The sequence below is a fragment of the Hymenobacter sp. B81 genome (genome assembly GCF_044628455.1).
Classification (GTDB): Bacteria; Bacteroidota; Bacteroidia; order Cytophagales; family Hymenobacteraceae; genus Solirubrum.
On the sequence record NZ_JBIYZW010000001.1, the window covers coordinates 2214978 to 2234671 of the forward strand.

General features: G+C 65.1%; 14 protein-coding genes and 1 tRNA gene. 5 read left to right on the forward strand and 10 right to left on the reverse strand.

The window, feature by feature from the left end; genetic code table 11:
* Positions 1–65: 65 nt before the first annotated feature.
* From ACE191_RS09820 to asnB, 9 genes are all read right to left on the reverse strand, one after another.
* Positions 66–1172, reverse strand: coding sequence for a DegT/DnrJ/EryC1/StrS family aminotransferase (locus ACE191_RS09820; RefSeq protein ID WP_400192026.1), 1107 nt, complete (start codon positions 1170–1172; stop codon positions 66–68).
* Positions 1173–1296: 124 nt separating this feature from the next.
* Positions 1297–2262 (reverse strand): glycosyltransferase family 2 protein, encoded by a 966-nt coding sequence (locus ACE191_RS09825; RefSeq protein WP_400192027.1) that lies wholly within the window; start codon positions 2260–2262, stop codon positions 1297–1299.
* Between the two features lie 81 nt (positions 2263–2343).
* Entirely contained in the window at positions 2344–3282 is a 939-nt protein-coding gene (locus ACE191_RS09830; protein ID WP_400192028.1) for a hypothetical protein, read from the reverse strand.
* Entirely contained in the window at positions 3261–3683 is a 423-nt protein-coding gene (locus tag ACE191_RS09835; RefSeq protein WP_400192029.1) for a sugar 3,4-ketoisomerase, read from the reverse strand. Before ACE191_RS09835 ends, ACE191_RS09830 begins: the two co-directional genes overlap by 22 nt.
* 1 nt (position 3684) lies before the next feature.
* Positions 3685–4659, reverse strand: a complete 975-nt coding sequence (locus ACE191_RS09840) for a UDP-glucuronic acid decarboxylase family protein (protein ID WP_400192030.1) — start codon at positions 4657–4659, stop codon at positions 3685–3687.
* Positions 4660–4711: 52 nt separating this feature from the next.
* Positions 4712–6058: a UDP-glucose dehydrogenase family protein gene (locus tag ACE191_RS09845; protein WP_400192031.1), complete on the reverse strand. Its 1347-nt coding sequence runs from the start codon at positions 6056–6058 to the stop codon at positions 4712–4714.
* 54 nt (positions 6059–6112) lie between these two features.
* Complete coding sequence (locus ACE191_RS09850) at positions 6113–8083, reverse strand: LIC_10190 family membrane protein (RefSeq protein ID WP_400192032.1); 1971 nt, start codon at positions 8081–8083, stop codon at positions 6113–6115.
* A gap of 13 nt (positions 8084–8096) precedes the next feature.
* Positions 8097–8867, reverse strand: coding sequence for a glycosyltransferase family 2 protein (locus tag ACE191_RS09855; protein WP_400192033.1), 771 nt, complete (start codon positions 8865–8867; stop codon positions 8097–8099).
* Positions 8868–8909: 42 nt separating this feature from the next.
* The gene (asnB, locus tag ACE191_RS09860; protein ID WP_400192034.1) at positions 8910–10817 is read right to left on the reverse strand and encodes an asparagine synthase (glutamine-hydrolyzing); all 1908 of its coding nucleotides are present in this window, start codon (positions 10815–10817) and stop codon (positions 8910–8912) included.
* A gap of 140 nt (positions 10818–10957) precedes the next feature.
* Between asnB and ACE191_RS09865 the strand changes: the two genes are divergently transcribed.
* Both ACE191_RS09865 and ACE191_RS09870 read left to right on the forward strand, forming a co-directional pair.
* Entirely contained in the window at positions 10958–11479 is a 522-nt protein-coding gene (locus ACE191_RS09865) for an acyl-CoA-binding protein (protein ID WP_400192035.1), read from the forward strand.
* A gap of 268 nt (positions 11480–11747) precedes the next feature.
* Positions 11748–13439 (forward strand): T9SS type A sorting domain-containing protein, encoded by a 1692-nt coding sequence (locus ACE191_RS09870; RefSeq protein ID WP_400192036.1) that lies wholly within the window; start codon positions 11748–11750, stop codon positions 13437–13439.
* A 129-nt stretch (positions 13440–13568) separates the two neighbouring features.
* On the opposite strand, the gene ACE191_RS09875 is transcribed toward ACE191_RS09870, so the two are convergent.
* A complete protein-coding gene (locus tag ACE191_RS09875) occupies positions 13569–14999 on the reverse strand; it encodes an FAD-binding oxidoreductase (protein WP_400192037.1) in 1431 nt (476 codons plus the stop codon).
* Positions 15000–15083: 84 nt separating this feature from the next.
* Between ACE191_RS09875 and ACE191_RS09880 the strand changes: the two genes are divergently transcribed.
* From ACE191_RS09880 to ACE191_RS09890, 3 genes are all read left to right on the forward strand, one after another.
* Positions 15084–15692 carry a C40 family peptidase gene (locus ACE191_RS09880; RefSeq protein WP_400192038.1) on the forward strand — a complete coding sequence of 203 codons (609 nt, stop codon included), beginning with the start codon at positions 15084–15086 and terminating at the stop codon, positions 15690–15692.
* Positions 15693–15842: 150 nt separating this feature from the next.
* A complete protein-coding gene (locus ACE191_RS09885) occupies positions 15843–19244 on the forward strand; it encodes a carboxypeptidase regulatory-like domain-containing protein (RefSeq protein ID WP_400192039.1) in 3402 nt (1133 codons plus the stop codon).
* 180 nt (positions 19245–19424) lie between these two features.
* Positions 19425–19498 (forward strand) — tRNA-Ala (locus ACE191_RS09890).
* The last annotated feature ends 196 nt before the right edge of the window (positions 19499–19694 follow it).

The following is a 19694-nucleotide window of genomic DNA, read 5'->3' on the forward strand; positions in this document are numbered from 1 at the left end:
GCGAAGCGCTGGGCAGCCCCGCCGCCGCTACGCAGCCGAGCGGCGGGGGGTTACCGGCGGCCGGTTCAGGCGGGGAAAAACTCGCGGATGGCGGCGGCCACCTGCTGCACCTGCTCGGCGCTCATGCCCGGCCACATGGGCAGGCTCAGCACCGTTTGGGCCAGCTCTTCGGCAACGGGGAACTGCCCGGCCCGGAACCCCAGGTGCTGGTAGGCCTGCTGCAGGTGCGGCGGCACGGGGTAGTGAATGAGCGTACCCACGCCGCGCTGCTGCAGGTGCTGTTGCAGGGCCTCGCGCTGCCGGGTGCGCACCACGTAGAGGTGGTACACGTGGGTGCAGCCCGCGGCCACCACCGGCAGCTGCAAGTCGCCCACGCCCTGCAGGGCTTCGTTGTAGAGGGCGGCAATCTGCTGGCGCTGGCTGGTCCAGGCGTCCAGGTGACCCAGCTTCACGCTGAGCACGGCGGCCTGCAGCTCGTCGAGGCGGGAGTTGTGGCCCACCACTTCGTTGTAGTACTTCTGCTGCGAGCCGTAGTTGCGCAGCACCCGCACCTGCCGGGCCAAGTCTTCGTCGTTGGTGGTTACGGCGCCGGCGTCGCCCAGGGCCCCCAGGTTTTTGCCCGGGTAAAAGCTGGTCGCGTTCAGCGTGCCGAAGCTGCCCGTGCGGCCCCCGTCGCAGCTGGCGCCCTGGGCCTGGGCGTTGTCTTCCACCACGTGCAGGTTGTGGCGCCGGGCCACGGCCATGATGTCGGTCATGCGGCAGGCCTGGCCGTAGAGGTGCACGGGCATGATGACGCGGGTGCGGGGCGTAATGGCGGCCTCCAGCAGGGCCGGATCCAGGTTGTGGGTGGCCGGGTCGGGCTCGACGGGTACCACCGTGGCGCCCACGTACGACACGGCCAGCCAGGTGGCAATGTAGGTGTTGGAGGGCACGATGACTTCGTCGCCGGGACCCACGTTCAGGGCTTTCAGGGCCAGATGCAGGGCATCGAGGCCGTTGGCCACGCCGACGCAGTGCTTTACCTGGCAGTAGGCGGCAAACTGCTGCTCGAAATCGGCTACCGACTGCCCCAGCACGTACCACTGCGCGTCGTAGACGCGGGCCATGGCGGCCAGTACTTCGTCGCGGATGGGCTCGTGCTGCGGACCGAAGGAAAGGAAAGGAACTTGCATCAGGAAGGAATAAGAAAAAACCGGGTCAAAAGTAACAATTCCGGGGCCGCTGAAGGCGCCCGCCGCTAAACGGTCCGGCCGGGCGGGGGTTACGCCCGCCCCCGCCGAAGCCGGATTCGTGGCCTCAGCCAACGGGCGGCGCGGAGGGAGCGGCCGGCCGGGCGGGCTGCACCTGCTCGGCCACGTACAGCGGCCGGGTGCGGGCCGCGTCGAGGCCGCGCCACACGTACTCGCCGATGATGCCCAGGGCCACCATCTGAAAGGCCGACACGAAGAGCAGCACCAGCATCAGGGTGGTCCAGCCCTCGGGCTCGTTTTCGCCCAGCAGGCGCAGCACCAGCAGAAACAGCCCGTAGGCCACCGCCACCGCGCCCAGCCCCAGGCCCAGCACCGAAATCATGCGCACCGGAAAAAAGGAAAACGACAGCAGCGAGTCGACGAAGAGCTTGACTTTCTTGCTAAAGGTCCAGCGCGAGCGGCCCACCTCGCGCTTGCGCCGGGTGTAGGGAATGCTCACGTAGGGGTAGCCCAGCCACACCAGCAGGTAAAACACGTTGCTGTTGCGCTCGTGCATCTGCACCACCTGGTCGCGCAGCTGCCGGTCGAAGAATACCATGTCGAAGCCGCCGGAGGGCACGCCGGGCAGGGCAATGCGCCGCATCAGGTAGTGAAAGGTGTTCGACACCAGGCTTTGCACCAGTCCTTCCTCGCGGTCGGCGCGGTTGGCCAGCACCAGCTTCAGCCCCCGCTCCCAGTAGCCGTACATCTCGGCCAGCAGTTCGGGCGGGTCCTGCAAATCGGCGGTGATGACGGCCAGGCAGTCGCCGGTGGCGTGGGCGATGCCGGCCACGATGGCATTATAGGAACCCACGTTGCCGGCCAGCTTTACCAGGGTTACACGGTCGGGGTACTGCTGCTGAAAGCCCTGCAGAGCAGCCCAGGTACCGTCGCGCGAGCCGTCGTCTACCAGCACGTACTCGAACTCAACGCCCGGCGGAAACCGCTGCTCGTTGCGAATCAGCTCGGGCCCGGTAATGGGAATATTCGCTTCGTTGTAGTAGCAGGGAATGATAACGGACAGCTTGGGCATAAAACAAAGGTAGCAAGCCCGCGCACGCGCCCACACTCCTCCCCCATCGGCGAACCGCGTTTTAAGCTTGATTTTTGGCTTCTAGCTTGCCGGCTGCGCGCTCAGCACCAGCGTCACGCCGCCCAGCCGGAAGCCCAGCTGCTCGGCGTTGTGCACCACGGCGCGGTTGGTGGCCTGGGTGGTCATCAGCACCGCGCGGCCGCCCCGCTCGCGGGTGTGGTAGAGCGTTTCCGACACCAGCCGGCGGTGCCAGCCGCGGTTGGCCGGCCCCACGGCCGTGAGCACCACCCGGCCCAGCGCAGTGTCCAGCGCGGCGGCGTCGGCGGCCAGGTAGCTGATGGCCAGAAAGCTGTCGACTACCTCGGCGGCGGGCACCAGCACGGTGTCGCAGTAGCCGCGCACGGCGGCGGCGGCGTACTCGCCCAGAAAGGCATCGGCCTGCTCCGGCGAATAGGCGGGGTCGGCGTGAAAGCGGTCGAACAGGTTGCGGTTGCGGGCCGACACGGCGCGGATCAGCTCGGCTTCGTCGGGCGCGGCGGCGCGCACCGCGTAGCGGGGCTCCCGCAGCTGGTCGAGGTGCTCGTGCACGTACTGCAGGCGGGTTTCCACCACGCTCCAGCCGGCCCGGCCCAGCGCGTAGAGCAGGGCAGTATCCTCGGCCGGCACCTCGGCGTAGGCGTGACGGGTGCCCACCGCCCCCAGCTGCGCGGTGAACTGCCGGGCCGCTTCGGCCAGGACGGGGGCCGTAACGCCGGGGCCAAACAGGGCCGCGTGCAGCCGCACCGAGGGCTGGGCAAAGAACTGCGAGTCCCAGGGCAGGTCGGCGTACAGGAACTCTACCGCTTCATCCGCCGTGCCCAGTCGGGCCACGTGCTCGTGCGCGCCCTGCCCAAACGCCTCGAAGCGGCGCTGCACGAAGTGGGCGGCCACGCGCGGCGGCTCGAGCTGGCGCAGGGCCGCGTAGGGCACGGCCGGCAGCAGCGCCGCGGTGCGGGCGGCTACGAGCTCCGCGCGCCCCATATGCGTCGGAAGTCGTCGTAGCTGCGGATGTAGTCGGCTTCGGCGTAGGGCTCGGAGGCGAAGACCAGCTGCACGGCCGAGTGCGAGTACTGCATGGTGTGCCAGGCGTGGGGCGGCACGTACAGGCCCACGTGGGGGTCTTCGAGACGGAACAGGTCTACCGAGCCGTCGGGCATTTCGGTGGTGACGATGATGCGCCCGGCGGCGGCCACCAGCACCTGGGCGGTGGCGTGGTGTGCGTGGCGCCCGCGCACAATGCTCTCGGGCGTGTAGTAGGTCCAAAACACGCGCTTGGCCTCGAAGGGCAGGTGCTCCTGCTGCTGCTCCAGTACGGAGATGTAGCCGATGGACGGCTCGCCCAGCTTGGGAAAGTGAATCAGGTGGGGTTTGATCAGCGACATGCTAGGCGGAAGGCGCGGCGGGCACGGCCACGTGTTGCTGGAAGTACTCGAAGGTGCGGCGCAACCCCTCGGCGCGGTCGACTTTGGGCTCCCAGCCCAGAATCTGCCGGGCCTTGGTGATGTCGGGCTGGCGGCGCAGGGGGTCGTTTTCGGGCAGCGGGTGGAAGGTGGGGCGGAACTCCACGCCGGCGAGCCGGGCAATTTCCTCCCCGAACTCACGAATGGTGATTTCCGCCGGGTTGCCAATGTTCACCGGCAGGTGGTAGTCCGACAGCAGCAGGCGGTAGATACCGTCCACCAGGTCGTCGACGTAGCAGAACGAGCGCGTCTGCGACCCGTCGCCGAACACGGTCAGCGGCTCGCCCTTCAGGGCCTGGCTCAGGAAGGCGGGCAGCACGCGGCCGTCGTCGAGGCGCATGCGCGGGCCGTAGGTGTTGAAGATGCGGATGATGCGCGTCTCCACGTTGTGCACGTTGTGGTAGGCCATGGTAATGGCCTCCTGAAAGCGCTTGGCCTCGTCGTAGCAACCGCGCGGCCCCACAGGGTTCACGTTGCCGTGGTACTCCTCCACCTGCGGGTGCACGTCGGGGTCGCCGTACACCTCCGAGGTGGAGGCAATCAGCACCCGGGCCTTTTTCACGCGGGCCAGCCCCAGCAGGTTGTGGGTACCCAGCGAGCCGACTTTCAGGGTCTGAATCGGAATCTTGAGGTAGTCGATGGGCGAGGCCGGCGAGGCAAAGTGCAGGATGTAGTCCAGCTCGCCCGGCACGTGCACGTACTTCGACACGTCGTGGTGGTAGAACTCGAAGTCCTTCTTGCCGAACAGGTGCTCGATGTTGGCCAGGTTGCCCGTCACCAGGTTGTCCATGGCCATGACGTGGTAGCCCTCGGCCAAAAACCGGTCGCAGAGGTGGGAGCCCAGAAAGCCGGCCCCGCCGGTAATCAGTACGCGTTTCTTTTCGGAGCGGTGAGCCATAACGAAAGGTCGGGTTGCGGCGCGCGGCCAGCCGGGCGCGCCGGGCGGCAAGTTACTTGGTGGAAGCCGGTTCGCGGTGGGTGGTGCGCACGCCAATGCAGTGGTAGGCAAAGCCGGTCTGCTCCATTTCGTGGGCGTCGTAGATGTTGCGGCCGTCGAAAATCACGCGCCCGCGCATGCGGCTGGCAATGTCCTCGAAGTTCGGTACCCGAAACTCGGGCCACTCGGTCACGACCAGCAGGGCGTCGGCGCCTTCCACGGCCTCGTAGGGCCCGGGGGCGTAGGCAATACGGTCGGCCAGTTCCTTGCGGGCCTCGTTCATGGCCACCGGGTCGTAGGCCACCACCTCGCAGCCGGCTTCCAGCAGCTTGTCGATGATGACCAGGGAGGGCGCCTCGCGCATGTCGTCGGTCTTGGGCTTAAACGAGAGGCCCCACACGGCAATCTTCTTGCCTTGCAGCTCGCCGTCGAAGTGGCGGTGCAGCTTCTCGAACAGCACGGCCTTCTGGCCTTCGTTCACGCTTTCCACGGCCTTGAGCACCTGCATGTCGTAGCCGTTTTCGGCCGCGGTCTTGATCAGGGCCTTCACGTCCTTGGGAAAGCAGGAGCCGCCGTAGCCGATGCCGGGGTAAATGAACTTGTTGCCGATGCGCGCGTCGGAGCCAATGCCGCGGCGCACCATGTTCACGTCGGCGCCCATGATTTCGCAGAGGTTGGCCACGTCGTTCATAAACGAAATCTTGGTGGCCAGCATGGCATTGGCGGCGTATTTGGTCATTTCGGCCGAGGGAATGTCCATGAAGATGATGGGGTGGCCGTTGAGCAGGAAGGGCTTGTAGAGCTTGCGCATCACTTCCTCGGCGCGCTCCGAGGCCACGCCCACCACAATGCGGTCGGGCTTGAGGAAGTCGTCGATGGCGGCGCCCTCCTTCAGGAACTCGGGGTTGGAGGCCACGTCGAACTCGATGGCGGCCCCGCGGCGCTCCAGGGCCAGCTCCAGCTCGCGCTGCACCTTGGCGGCAGTGCCCACCGGCACCGTGCTCTTGGTCACCACCACGGCGTAGTTGTTCAGGTTTTCGCCGATGCCCCGGGCCACGGCCAGCACGTACTTCAGGTCGGCCGAGCCGTCTTCGCCGGGCGGCGTGCCCACGGCAATGAAGGCCACGTCGGCGTCCTGCATGGCTTCGGCCAGCGAGGTGGAAAACTGCAGGCGCCCCTTCTCCACGTTGCGCAGCACCATTTCTTCCAGGCCGGGCTCGTAGATGGGCAGAATGCCCTGCTTGAGGTTGCTAATTTTATTTTCGTCGATGTCAATGCAGGTTACATCGAGGCCCACTTCGGCGAAGCACGTACCGGTAACCAGGCCGACATAACCGGTGCCAACAACTGCTATTTTCATGGTGGCTAAACTTGAGGCGGTGGAAGGAAGATGCCGGAATATACCGGGCCGATTTCAATTTTCCGAGGAAATAGTAGGAGTATCCGAATCCTGCTTGCTTTTCGCCTGCCGGAAACCGCCGCTTAGCTCGCCGGTGCGCAGCTTCAGGCCGCGGGTGTAGGCGGCGAAGGGAAAGGGCGCATACCACACGCCGTAGCGGTTAGGGTCGGGCCGGGCGGGGTACTGCAGCAGCCGCACCCCGCTCAGCTGTACGGTATCCATGCTGGCCGAGTAGTCGGGGTAGGGCGCGGGCCGCAGCAGGCGGCGGCCGGAGGCAGCCAGCCCCTGACTTTGCCGGGCCAGCGCCCCCGAGCGCAGCAGCGTACCGAGCAGCCGCAGCTTGCCGCCCAGCGGCAGCCCCGGCCGCAGCAGGTAGGCGGTGTGGCTGCTGTCGGGCTGGTAGCACTGCTGCACGAAGGCACGGGCTTCCGGCGCGACGACGTCGGCCAGAAAGGCCGGAAACTCGGCGGCCGGTACGTAGCGCGGGGTGGCAAAAAACCGCAGCTCCACCATCAGCAGCTTGGCAGTGAGGGCCGCCACGGCCAGCAGGCTTATGCTCGTGGCTACCGGGCGCGGCCAGCGCCGGGCCAGCAGCAGCGCCGCGGGCAGCAGCAGCAGGGCAAAAAGCGAGAGAATAAAGCCTAGTCCGAAGCGGTAGGCCGGCGCCACCGCAAACCAGTAGCCGACCCCGGCCGCGGCCACCAGCGCCACCACGGCCACCGGGCCCGCCAGCTGCCGCCGCAAGGTAGCCGAACGCAGCAGCAGCAGGCCGCTCAGCAGCCCGACCACGGGCGCCAGCATGGTCAGCAGCCGGTCGAAGAACAGCTGCTGCTGCCACCAGATGGGCAGCCACTGGCGCAGCGGCAGCAGGTAGGGCTGGCCTTCCTGCAGCGTCCAGTTGCGGGCAAACTTGCGGATGTAGTCGGCGTGCACGAACAGGTAGTTGCGGGGAAACTTCCAGTCGAGGGGCAGCACGTCGAGGGCTGGGAAGGGAAACAGCAGGTAGCCGGTGAGCACCACCGTACGCAGCATCCAGGGCAGCACCAGCAGCAAAGCCGCGGCGCTCATACGGGCCAGAAACCCGGGCAGGGCCGCGGGCCGGCGGCGCAGGAGCCAGAGCAGGGGCAGCAGCAGCAGCGGCCCGGCCGAAAGCTTGATGGTAACGGCAAACACGGCCAGCAGCGCGAGCACGGCGTGGGTTAGCGTCCAGGGTTGCGGCCGCCCGGGCAACGGAGCCGCAGCCGCTTGGCTCAACACCACGAAAGCAAGCATGGCCACGGCCGGGTCGGGCGAGAGCGAGGCCAGATCGTCGGCGCACCAGAATGCCAGCAGGGGCAGCAGCAGCACCCGCAGCAGGCCGGCGGCGGTGGGCTGCCGGCGCAACGCGGGCAGGGCGGCCAGCGCATAGCCGGCGTAAATCAGCAGCACGGCCGCGTTGAGCGTGTGCAGCGGGCTGCCCACCCACTGCGCCCACGACGCCAGCGTCTGCGGCACAAACCAAGCCGAGTTGTAGCCCAGGCGGGTATCGATGTTGGCCAGCCCCGGCACGGCGCCGAACTGCTCCAGCCAGCGCAGGCTCTGGGCGTGGTACACGGCCGTGTCGCCGTTGATGCTGGGCAGCGTGGCCAGCAGCAGCAGCTCGGTAGCCAGCACCGCGGCCGCCACCCACTCCCCTGCCCGCCAGCCGGCCAGCGTCTGCCGGATGCCGCGCCAGGTGGCCCAAAAAGCTTGCCGATCCAAGGCAAACAGCCCCAGGCTGCCGAGGGCGGCGCCGGCAAAGGCCCACCCGTTGAGCGGCGCCAGCAGCGACCAGGCCTGCAGCAGCGCCGTGAGCAGGGCCAGCCCCAGCAGCCAGGTCAGCGTAGCGCCCACGGGGCCGTCGGCTACGTGCCGCCGCAGCCCGGCGCGCAGCCGGGCCACGCTCCAGGTGCCGTAGGGCAGGGCCACCAGCCCCAGCCAGACGCCGGCAAGCAGCAAAAGCAGCATAGGGCGGGGCGGGCTAGCGGGTCAGGCCGTACTTGACGATGCAGTAGATGGCCCGGAACCCGTCGCGCCAGCCGATTTTCTTGCCCTCCTCGTACGTGCGGCCGTAGTAGCTGATGCCTACTTCGTAAATGCGCACGTTGGGGAAGCGGGCCATTTTGGCCGTTACCTCGGGCTCGAAGCCGAAGCGCTTTTCCTCCAGCTGCAGGCCCTGAATGATGTCGCGGCGAAACAGCTTGTAGCAGGTTTCCATGTCGGTCAGGTTCAGGTTGGTGAACATGTTCGAGAGCATGGTGAGCCACTTGTTGCCGATGCTGTGCCAGAAGAACAGGATGCGGTGGGGCCGCCCACCCATAAAGCGCGAGCCGTACACCACGTCGGCCATGCCGCGCAGTACGGGGCGCAGCAGCACGTTGTATTCCTCGGGGTCGTACTCCAGGTCGGCGTCCTGAATGATGACGTAGTCGCCGGTGGCATGCTTGATGCCGGTGTGCAGCGCCGCGCCCTTGCCCGCGTTGACCTCGTGCTTGAGGTAGCGGATGGGAAAGTCGGCATTGGCGGCCCGGTACCGCTCGACGGCGGCTTCGGTATCGTCCTTGGAGCAGTCGTTGACGATGATGACTTCCTTCTCGATACCGCCCAGCAGCTGCACGGCCTTCACCTGATCCAGAATCAGGTGAATGGTGCGGCCCTCGTTGTAGGCGGGAATAACGATGGAAAGCTTGCGCGGCGGAAACTGAATGGCACGGCTGGCAGCCGCCCCGGGGGCAACGGTGGAATCCTCCATGAATGGAAGCGGATGGGCGGGAATGAAAGAATCAGCCGGGAATTAGGCCATGTGGCGCTTCCACCAGTGCTGAAACACGATGAGGGCCCAGATACGGGCGTGCACGTCGCCCGGATTGCTGGAGAATAGTTGCTGCTTGAGCGCACGAATGCCGTCGACCGAGAAAATACCCTGGGCCTCAATGAAGTCGTCGCTGAGCAAATCGTCGGTGATGAGCGGGCGCAGCTCGTTGCGGAACCACTTGAGCAGGGGCACTTCGAAGCCGTGCTTGGGCCGTTTGTAGAGCTCCTCGGGCAGCAGCGGGCGGAAGGCATCCTGGACGATCTTCTTCTTCATCTTCGCGTCGATTTTGCTTTCGACGGGCAGCGAGAAGGCGAAGTTGACCACCTCGTAGTCGAGGAAGGGCGTGCGCACCTCCAGGGAGTTGGCCATGCTCATCAGGTCTACCTTGGCCAGCATGTCGTAGGGCAGCACCATGTTCATGTCGGTGAGCAGCACCTCGTTCAGGTCGCCGTCGGCGTGCAGGTTTTCCAGCAGGTCCTTGCGGCGCTTGTCGGCGATTTTGCGGCCGGCTTTCTGGCGGGCGTTGGGGCTCAGCAGGCTGCGGGCGTCTTTGTCGCTGGCCAGGCTGGCCCAGTCCCAGTACCGGTCTTTGGGGCCCGAGAGCATGCCGCGCGAGAAGCGCTGCAGCTGGCGCACCTTGTTGCCGAAAAACGAGTTGCGCGACTTGGGCAACACGTCCCAGAGGATGTTCAGGCCCGTCACCAGCTCGGCCTTGGGCCCGCCGTTGCGCACCTGCCACTCGCCCATGTGCTTGTTGTAGCCGGCAAACAGCTCGTCGGCGCCGTCGCCCGAGAGGGCCACCGTTACCTTCTGGCGGGTGTGCTTGCTGAGGATGTACACCGCCAGGGCCGAGGAGTCGGCAAACGGCTCGTCGAAGTAGTCGAGCACGTCGAACAGGTGGTCGTAGAGGTCGTTGTTGGTGAGCGAGAAGACCGTGTGGTTGGTCTTGTGCATTTTGGCCACCAGGTTGGCGTACTTCGTCTCGTCGAAGAAGGGCTCGTCTTTGAAGCCGATGCTGAACGTGTTCAGGTGCGGGGTGTGGCGCGCGGCCAGGGCCGTGATAACCGAGGAGTCGATGCCGCCGCTCAGGAACGAGCCCAGCGGCACGTCGGCTACCAGGCGGCGGGCCACCGAGGCGTCCATCAGGTCTACCAGCTGGGCTTTCTGCTGCTCGTAGGTGGTTTTGTTTTTGGCGACCTTCTTGGGGTCGTAGGGAATCTTGTACCAGCGCTTCTTCACCACCTTGCCGTCGGCCCGCACAAACAGGTAGTGGCCCGGCAGCAGCTTCTTCACGCCTTTAAAGATGGTGGCCGGCCCGGGAATGTAGTTCAGCTGCAGGTAGTGGCTGAGCGAGGCGTAGTCGAGCTTGCGCGGCACGCCCAAGGCCAGTAGCGACTTCATTTCCGAGGCAAACATCAGCCGGTCCTCGTCGCGGTACACCAGCATGGGCTTCACGCCCATCCGGTCGCGGGCCACGAACAGGGTGTTTTCCTCCTTGTCGTAGATGGCCAGGCCGAAGAAGCCGTTGAGCTTTTTCAGGAAGCCGCGGCCCTCGGTGATGTAGAGCTTCAGGATAACCTCCGTGTCGGTGTGCGAGCGGAAGGTGTAGCCCTTCTTCTGCAGCTTGGCGCGCAGCTCGCGGAAGTTGAAGATTTCCCCGTTGAAGACGATGGTATAGCGGCCCGACTCGTCGGTCATGGGCTGGTTGCCGTCGGCCGAGAGGTCGAGGATGGCCAGGCGCCGAAAGCCCAACCCCACGCAGTCGTACACGAAGTGGCCCTGCGAGTCGGGTCCGCGGCTGACGATGGCGTCGGTTGAAGCTTGCAGGCCCGTCAGCGACGAGCGGCCTGAATCAGAAAAGGCGAAGAGTCCGGTGATTCCACACATAATTGGCGGGCAAAGGTACGAAGCTTTGGGACTTGCCAGCCCCAAACTTAGGCAGCCGCGGCCCGCAACCAAAGCCGTGCCAAGGCAGTAGACCCAGGCACCGGTCCGGCCGGTTTCTTCCTACTCCAATTCGTTTTTCCATGAGCTCCCAGTCCCACTCTTCCCTGCAACAGGATTTCGAAGCCGCCGTGGCGCGCGTCAACAACCTGCCCGGCGACCAGGCCGCGGCCCACATGACCGAGCTGTACGGCCTCTACAAGCAAGCCACCGCCGGTGACCACGACACCTCCGGCGAAGTTGTCGGCGACGACTCGCCCGACAACCCCAGCGGGGAGCCCGGCATGTCGCAGGCCCAGTGGGACTCGTGGAGCAAGTTCAAGGGCCTGAGCGAGGACGACGCCAAGCGCCAGTACATTCAGAAAGTCGGCGAAGTATCGGGCGCGGCCGGGCAATCGGCTGCCCAAGGCACCAATACCCAGTCTATGGCCGCCGGTACGCAGCCCGGCTCCGGCGACCGGGTGGGCGGGGCCGAGGCCCCGGCCCCGGGCACTGCCAAGGCGCCCTATGAAAACGAAGGCGGGCAGTCGATGGGCGGTCTGCGCGGCGACATCAATGCCGGGGCTCCCTACGGGGGCGAGGACCAGCTCAAAACCCAGCAATAATCCCTGAACCCACCGGGCATTGCCAAGCTTAGTCTGCCGGGCCGGCTACCATCGTGGTAGCCGGCCCGGTTTGTTTTTCCCAAACCCACTGACGGGAAGCCTGATACGCCCGATTGTCTATTATGTTCCTTTTATAATATCTTTTTGCACTAAATATTTATTAAGTTTTATAAAAAGCATATATATTCACATTAATGAGCAGTACATCTTCGAGTTCAGAGGATTGCGCCACTTGCTCCCGTTTTCTTTCCCCTCCACCCCTACCACCATGCTGTTGCTTTGCCGACTTCTCGCATTCTGCGCGCTGCTGCTGGCTGTATGCCCAGTCCAGGGCCAGGTTACCGTCAACTGGGTCCGCAACCTGACGGGCCCCGCGGCCACCGGCGTCTACGACGCGGCCTTTGCTCCCGGCGGTGAGCTGTACACGGTTGGTCACGCCAGCGGAACGGTATCGGCCGGCGGGTCGGTAATGACGCCGCCCCCCAGCAGCCAGCTTGGCTTTATCGTGAAGTACGACGCCGGCGGCAACCAGCTGTGGCAAAAAACCCTGCCCAGCCTGCCCGGCGGCCAACTGCAGCTCAGCCGGCTCGCCTTCGACGGCACCGGGCAGCTGCTGGTGGCCGGCTCGCTGCGCGGGCAGGTGCAGCTGGAAGGCCGCAGCTACCACGGCTCGGCCGAGGGCGTGGCCTTCGTGGCCCGTTACAATGCCGCGGGCACCTGCCTGGGGGGCAGTATTCTGGGCGATACGCTGGCCGGCTACGCCGAAACCGTGGTGGACGTAGTGGGTCGGGCCGACGGCCGGCTGTACGTGCTCACCAGCGCCTACAACACCGACGAAGGTCTGACCATCTCGCGCCTGTTGAGCTACGGAGCCGCGGGCAACCTGTTGTTCAGCCAGACGGTGGCCAGCGGCAGCCTGTTTCAGCTGCACCTGGCCGTTACCGACGCCGGGGTGCAGGTGCTGGGCAACTTCGACGACAACAGCACCGTCAACGGCACGGCGGTTACGCTGCAGGGCGAGGCCAACTTCTTCCTGGCCCGCTACTCGCTGGCCGGTCAGCCGCTGGGGGTGCGCTACGCCCGCTCCTCCGGCAACATCAGCGCCGTGGGCATGAGCCCCGATGCGCAGGGCAACCTCTACCTGACCGGCCTGTTTTCGGGGCCGGGCAGCGTTATCGACGACACGGCCCTGGTGCCCTACGATGCCCTGCGCCAGCCCTACACCGTATTCGTGGCCAAGTTCGACGCCAACCACAACCTGCTCTGGACGCGGGCGGCGGGGGGTGGCGGCGGCGGGGGCAGTAGCAACGGCATCCGCGGCGACTTTATTCACCTCGACGCCGGGGGAAACTACTGGATTGCCGGCGCTTACATGGGGGCCGCCACGGTGGGTGGCCACCCGCTGGCAGCGGTGGGCAGCCTCGACTTGTTTATGGCCGGGTTCAGCCCCAGCGGCACCCCGCTGAGCGTGTTCAGCACCGGCAGCACCAAGCTCGACCGCCTCACCGCCTTCGACATGCGCGGCCCCCAACTGCTGCTAGCCGGCGACTACGGCGACGATGGCACGGGCACGGCCACCATTCCCTTCGGCCCACTTAGCCTCACCACCTCCGACCCCGGCGCCGATGGCTTTGTGGCCCAGCTCATGAACCCGGTGCTGCTGGCTGCTGGCCCGCCCCGGCTGCTCAGCAAGCTGGCCGTGTACCCCAACCCGGCCACGGCCCAGCTGAACGTGCAGCTACCCACCGAGCTGGCCCAAATCGCCGCGACTTCGCTGGCGCTGACTAACGCTGTGGGCCAGCAGGTGCAACGCTGGGAGCTGGGCAGCACCGTGCCTACGCAAGTCCGCCGCTACGACGTAAGCCAGCTGCCGGGCGGTGTGTACCTGCTGCTGCTGCAGGATGGTGCGGGCCGGACGCTGGCCCAGCAACGGGTGCTACTGGGCACCGGCCAGCCCTAGGATATACCGCAGGCCACCGGGTGCAGCAATGAATAGAATAGCTGACGGGCCGGGGGGGGCGGAAATTTGGCCTGACTGCTGAATTTCCGCGCCGCCCGGCCCGCTGGCTTGCGGCTCCCGCTGCGTTGCCTAGAAAATCTTGCCGGGGTTCATGATGCCCTGCGGGTCGAACACCTGCTTGATGCCGCGCATCAGCGCCAAGTTGGCCTCGGGCAGCGCAATACCTATATAAGGACGCTGCACCAAACCGATGCCGTGCTCCCCCGAAATGGTACCGCCCAACTGCACGCACAGCTCGAAGAGCCGCCGGATGGGCTCCTCCAGGCCGTGGTGCCACTGCTCGTCGCTCAGCTCGCCCCGGATAATGTTCACGTGCAGGTTACCGTCGCCAGCGTGGCCGTAGCACACGCTCCTGAAGCCGTACTGCTCGCCTAGCGCCTTCACGCCCCGCAGCAGCGTGGGCAGTTCGGCCCGGGGCACCACCGTGTCTTCTTCCTTGTACACCGACATGTAGCGCACGGCATTGCCCACGTTGCGGCGCAGCTTCCACAGTTCCTCCTTTTGGGCAGCGGTATCGGCCAGCAGAATTTCGCCGATGTCGTACTTCTCCAGCACCGCGTAGGCTTTTTCGGCCTCGGGATACAGGGCCTCCAGATCCTGCCCGTCGAGTTCGATGAGCAGGTGGGCGCGCACGTCCTCGGGCAGGTTGAGCGGGATGTTGAGGTAGCGCGCCGACCACTCAATGGCCTCACGCTCCATAAACTCCATGGCCGAAGGCACCATGCCGGCCCGAAAAATCTCCGACACCGCTTCGGCGGCCTGGGCTTCCTGGCGGAAAGGCACCAGCAGCACGAGCTGCTGGGTGGGCAGCGGAATCAGCCGGAACACGATGCGCGTGATGATGCCCAGCGTGCCCTCCGAGCCAATCATGAGCTGGGTGAGGTTGTAGCCGGTGGCGTTTTTGAGGGTGTTGGCGCCGGTCCAGATGATGTCGCCCGAGGGCAGCACCACCTGCATGTTCAGCACGTAGTCTTTGGTCACGCCGTACTTCACGGCCCGCGGGCCGCCGCTGCTCTCGCTCAGGTTGCCGCCCAGAAAGCAGCTGCCGCGGCTGGCCGGGTCGGGCGGGTAAAACAGGCCCCGGGCCGCCACGGCTTCCTGAAACACCTGCGTGATGACGCCCGGCTCGACGGTGGCCTGCAGGTTGCGCTCGTCGATATCGATGATGCGGTTGAAGCGCTCGGTGCTCACGACCACGCCGCCGAAGGCCGGCAGGGCGCCGCCGCTCAGGCCCGTGCCGGCCCCGCGCGGGGTTACGGGCAGCCGGTGCGCGTGGCACAGCCGCATAATACGGCTGACCTCGTCGGCGTTGGCGGGCCGGAGCACCACCTCGGGGCTGAAGTGCAGGTCTTCGGTCTGGTCGCGCCCGTAGCGGGCGTATTCGTCGGCGGCCAGGTTGCTGGCGGTCAGCACGTGTTCGGCCCCCACGATGGCGACCAGCTCGGCCTGCACCGCGGGGGTGAGGCGTCCAAACGGCTTTATTTCTTCCAAATGGCTCATTCGCGTATCTTTGCGGCGATGCGGAAATCGTCCTCAAAAGTACGGCTTTCAGCCCGCCCCCTGGCGTGGCTGCCGATACTGACCTTGGCGGGGCTGCTGGTTCTGGCCGGCTGCAAGACCTCGCCCAAGCTTAACTACCGCAACGGTCGTTACCACTCGGCCCGCGAAATGGCCCGCCTCAAGGCCGAAGACCGCCGCCGCGGCCCATCCACGGCGCGCAGCAAAGTCAAAACCAAGTCGGGCAAAACCACCAGCAAAACCGTGGTGCGCCGGCCCCGGCGGCCCAGCAGCCCCGCTACCGTCGACCGGCAGCTGAGCGCTGTAATCGAAACGGCCCGCTCTTACCAGGGCACTCCCTACAAGTTTGGCGGCACCACCCGCCTGGGTCTCGACTGCTCGGGCCTGCTCAACGTGTCGTTCAACGCCGCCGGGGTGGAAATTCCACGCTCCTCCAACGAGCAGGCCGCCTGGGGCGACCCCGTGCGGCCGCAGGAATTGCGGGCCGGCGATTTAGTATTTTTTGGAGCCGCGCCCGGCAGCAACGCCATTACGCACGTCGGTTTGGTAACCGAGGTCAGCGACGAAGGCGTGCAGTTCATTCACTCTTCCACCTCGTTAGGAGTGGTGGAAAACGCCTTGGAGAGCGACTATTACCTGAGTCGATTCATCAAGGCGGTGCGCCCGAAGTTGTGATTTACATCGTAGCTTTGCGGCCTCATTTGGCTCCCCTGATTGCGCGCAGACCCAGAAAAGTAACCGTTTGGTAACCGCGTGTGCCCGCCCCCGGCCCTAGCTTTGTCCCCGTTTTCCTGCAAGTACCTTTTTTCACCAATGTTCCCTTTTATGAAACAAGTACGTTTACGCCACCTGCTCGTGCTGGTGCTGACGCTGCTGTCGGCGCAGTTGGGCTGGAGTCAGGGCGTTACGACCTCGGCCCTGAACGGTATCATTACCGACAAGGCGGGGGAAGGACTGCCCGGCGCCACGGTAATTGCCGTGCACACGCCCACCAACACCCAATACGTGGCGCCGACCAACGCTGACGGCCGCTTCAACATCCAGGCCATGCGCGTGGGCGGTCCGTACACCGTACGCGTGACGTTTGTAGGCTATCAGGAAGCCGTGCGCGAAGGCATCTTCCTGAGCCTGGGCCAGAACCTGCGCCTGGACGTGAACCTGAGCGAAAGCACCCAGACGCTGGCCGGCGTGGAAATCTCCGGCCGCCGCGACGCGCTGATCAACTCCGACCGCACCGGCTCGGTGACCAGCGTACAGCGCGAGCAGCTGGAGCGCCTGCCCACCATCAACCGCAGCCTCAACGACTTCACCCGCCTGACCCCCCAGGCCGGCCCGAACAACGCCGTGGGCGGTGGCAACCAGCGCCAGAACTACTTCTCGGTCGACGGTTCCGACTTCAACAACAACTTCGGCATCGGCGGCAACCTGCCGGCCAACGGCTCGCCCATCTCGCTCGACGCCATCGAGCAGCTGTCGGTGAGCGTGACGCCCTACGACGTGCGTCAGTCGGGCTTCATTGGCAGCTCCATCAACGCCGTTACCCGCTCGGGCTCGAACAACTTCTCGGGCTCGGTGTACTCGTTCCTGCGCAACGAGAAATTCATCGGTGACCGGGTAGGCAATGAGCGCCTCGACATCAGCGACTCGCAGTTCAACCAGTACGGTATCCGTCTGGGTGGCCCCATCATCAAGGACAAGGTTTTCTTTTTCTTCAACTACGAAACCGAGAAGAACACCACCCCCGGCCAGACCCGCGTGGCTTCGACTCCCAGCCGCCGCTACGGCACTCCCGGCGACAACCAGGTAACCCGTCCGCGTGCCACCCAGCTGGACTCGATCAGCAACTACCTGCGCGACAACTTCGGCTACGAAACCGGTGGCTACCAGGGCTACGACTTCGTATCGGACCGCACCAAGATCCTGGGCCGCATCGACTGGAACATCAGCCAGAACCACCGCTTCAACGTGCGTTACAGCCAGACCGAGGGCAAAACGCCTTCGTTCGCCAGCACCTCGTCGAGCCCCATCTCGCAGTTCCCGCTGGGCTTCGGCGGTCGTGACGGCATCAACGCGCTGCCGTTCCGCAACACGAACTACTTCACCGACGCCAACTTCTACTCGTTTGCGGCCGAACTGAACTCGACCTTCGGCGCTACGATGGGCAACACCCTGCGCGCTACCTACACCAAGCAGGACGACTCGCGCAGCACCGACAGCAAGCTGTTCCCCTTTGTGGACATCCTCGAAAACGACCTGCCGCTGACCTCGTTCGGCGCCGAGCTGTTCACTGTGGGCAACGTGCGCGACGTGGAGAGCTACTCGTTCCGCGACGACTTCACCTGGCAGTTGGGCAACCACAACCTGACCCTGGGTGCCCAGGCTGACTTCAGCACCACCCGCAACGGTTTCCAGCGCATGGCTACGAGCTACTACCGCTTCAACTCGTGGCAGGACTTCGTAAACGCCAACAGCCCCGACCCGGCCATCCGTCGCAACGCGGCGCCCACCGACTTCGGCATCACGTACTCGCTCTCGCCGGGCTTTGCCCAGGCTTTCCCGAGCTTTGACTTCGCCCAGTACTCGGCTTACGCCCAGGACGAAATCAACATCACGCCCCGCCTGCGCCTGACCGGCGGTATCCGCGTCGATTACACCACCTTCCCCAAGAGCCTGCAGGAGCACAAGCTGATTACCCCGCTGGTGTTCAACAACAACGAGCGGATCAACGTGGCTAACCTGCCCGATCCGAAATTCCTGATTTCGCCCCGCTTCGGTGCCAACTGGGACGTTCTGGGCAACAGCACGCTGCAGATCCGCGGCGGTACCGGCATCTTCACCGGCCGTATTCCCAACGTGTACATCGTGAGCCAGGCCAGCGACGCGGGCCTGCTGCAGGTAACCCAGACGGCCGGCGGCCCGGGTGTTGACATCGTGCAGACCGGCATCAACGGCAAGCCCTACGACGGCTTCAAGGCTGACTACACCTACTACCGCCCCGACACGCCCCCCGCAGCCGGCACGGTTATCCCGAGCACCATCACCTACATCGGCAAAGACTTCAAATTCCCCCAGACCTGGAAAACCAGCCTGGGCGTGGACGTGAAGCTGCCCCTGGGCATCGTTGGCTCGCTGGAAGGTATCTACAACAAAGACCTGAACACGGCCCTGTTCCGCAACGTGAACCTGGTGACGCCGACCGCGCTGAACGTGCCCGGCTACCCGGATACCCGCTTGATCTACCCCTCGTCGAACTCCAACAAGTTTGTGAACCCGCTCGTGAACGGCAAGGCCGTACCGAACGGCACCTCGGGTGGCGGCGCATTCAACACCATCGTGCTGGGCAACGGCAAAGAGGGTTACTACTGGTCGGTAACGGCCAAGCTGGAAAAGCAGTTTGATGCCGGCTTCTACGCCTCGGTGGCCTACGCCCACAGCCAAGCCAAGAACTTGTTCGACGGCAACGGTGACCAGGCCCTGTCGGCCTGGCAGCTGACGCCCACCGTAAACGGCTCGAACAACCCCGAGCTGGGCTACGCCGGTTTTGTGGTTCCCGACCGCGTTATCGCGCAGCTCTCCTACCGCAAAGAGTACCTGAACCACCTGGGCACGACTCTGTCGGTATTCTACGAAGGCAGCCAGGGCGGCCGCTTCTCGTACATCTACTCGGCCGACGTGAACCGCGACGGTGCCAACTCGGACCTGATCTACGTACCGAAGGATCCGTCGGAAATCACCTTCGTGACGCGCACCATCCCGGCCAGCGGCAGTACCCCCGCCCGCACCGTGACCCCCGAGGAGCAGAGCGAAGCTTTCTTTGCTTACATCGAGCAAGACAAGTACCTGCGCACCCGCAAGGGCAAGTACGCCGAGCGTAACGGGGCCCTGCAGCCCTGGCGCAACCAGTTCGACGTGAAACTGCTTCAGGACCTGTTCGTGAACATCGGCGAGAAGCGCAACACCCTGCAGCTGAGCATCGACGTGTTCAACATCGGCAACCTGATCAACAGCGACTGGGGCCTGAACCAGTCGACCAACGTGCAGTCGATCCTGGTGCCGCAGAACGCCAGCGCCGTGAGCGGCCCGACCACGGCCAACCCCAACGGTGTTCGCCCGACCTACCAGCTGCAGCTGGACCGTGGCAGCCTGCCCCGCGAAACGTTCCGCAACACCCTGGGCGTATCGTCGACCTACTACTTCCAGCTGGGTCTGCGCTACATCTTCAACTAAGCCCGGCTTAGCCGGAACCTGAAAGCGGGCGGAACAGCTGTTCCGCCCGCTTTTTTTTGTGGCGCATTCTCAAGCAATTAGCCGAGGAAGCGAAAAAAGTTTGGGCAGCCCCTTGCAAATAACGGCCGCTGCCGTACTTTTGCATCCACCAAACGCAACCGGCGAATGGTTACTGAAAACGGGGGATTAGCTCAGCTGGCTAGAGCGCTTGCATGGCATGCAAGAGGTCATCGGTTCGACTCCGATATTCTCCACTCCCGTTTAGAAAAGCCCGGCCCTCCAGCCGGGCTTTTTTGTTTTTCACCGGTCCCAGTCCGGCTCAGCGCCGACTAAGGCTACGGGCAGTTCCTTGGGCCCGCCGGTAACAGGCCCTGCTGGCTGAGCTGCCCCCGGCTAATATGGTGCTGGAAGGCCGCCCTGCCCAGTGTCCCTTTTAATACTATCGGGCCG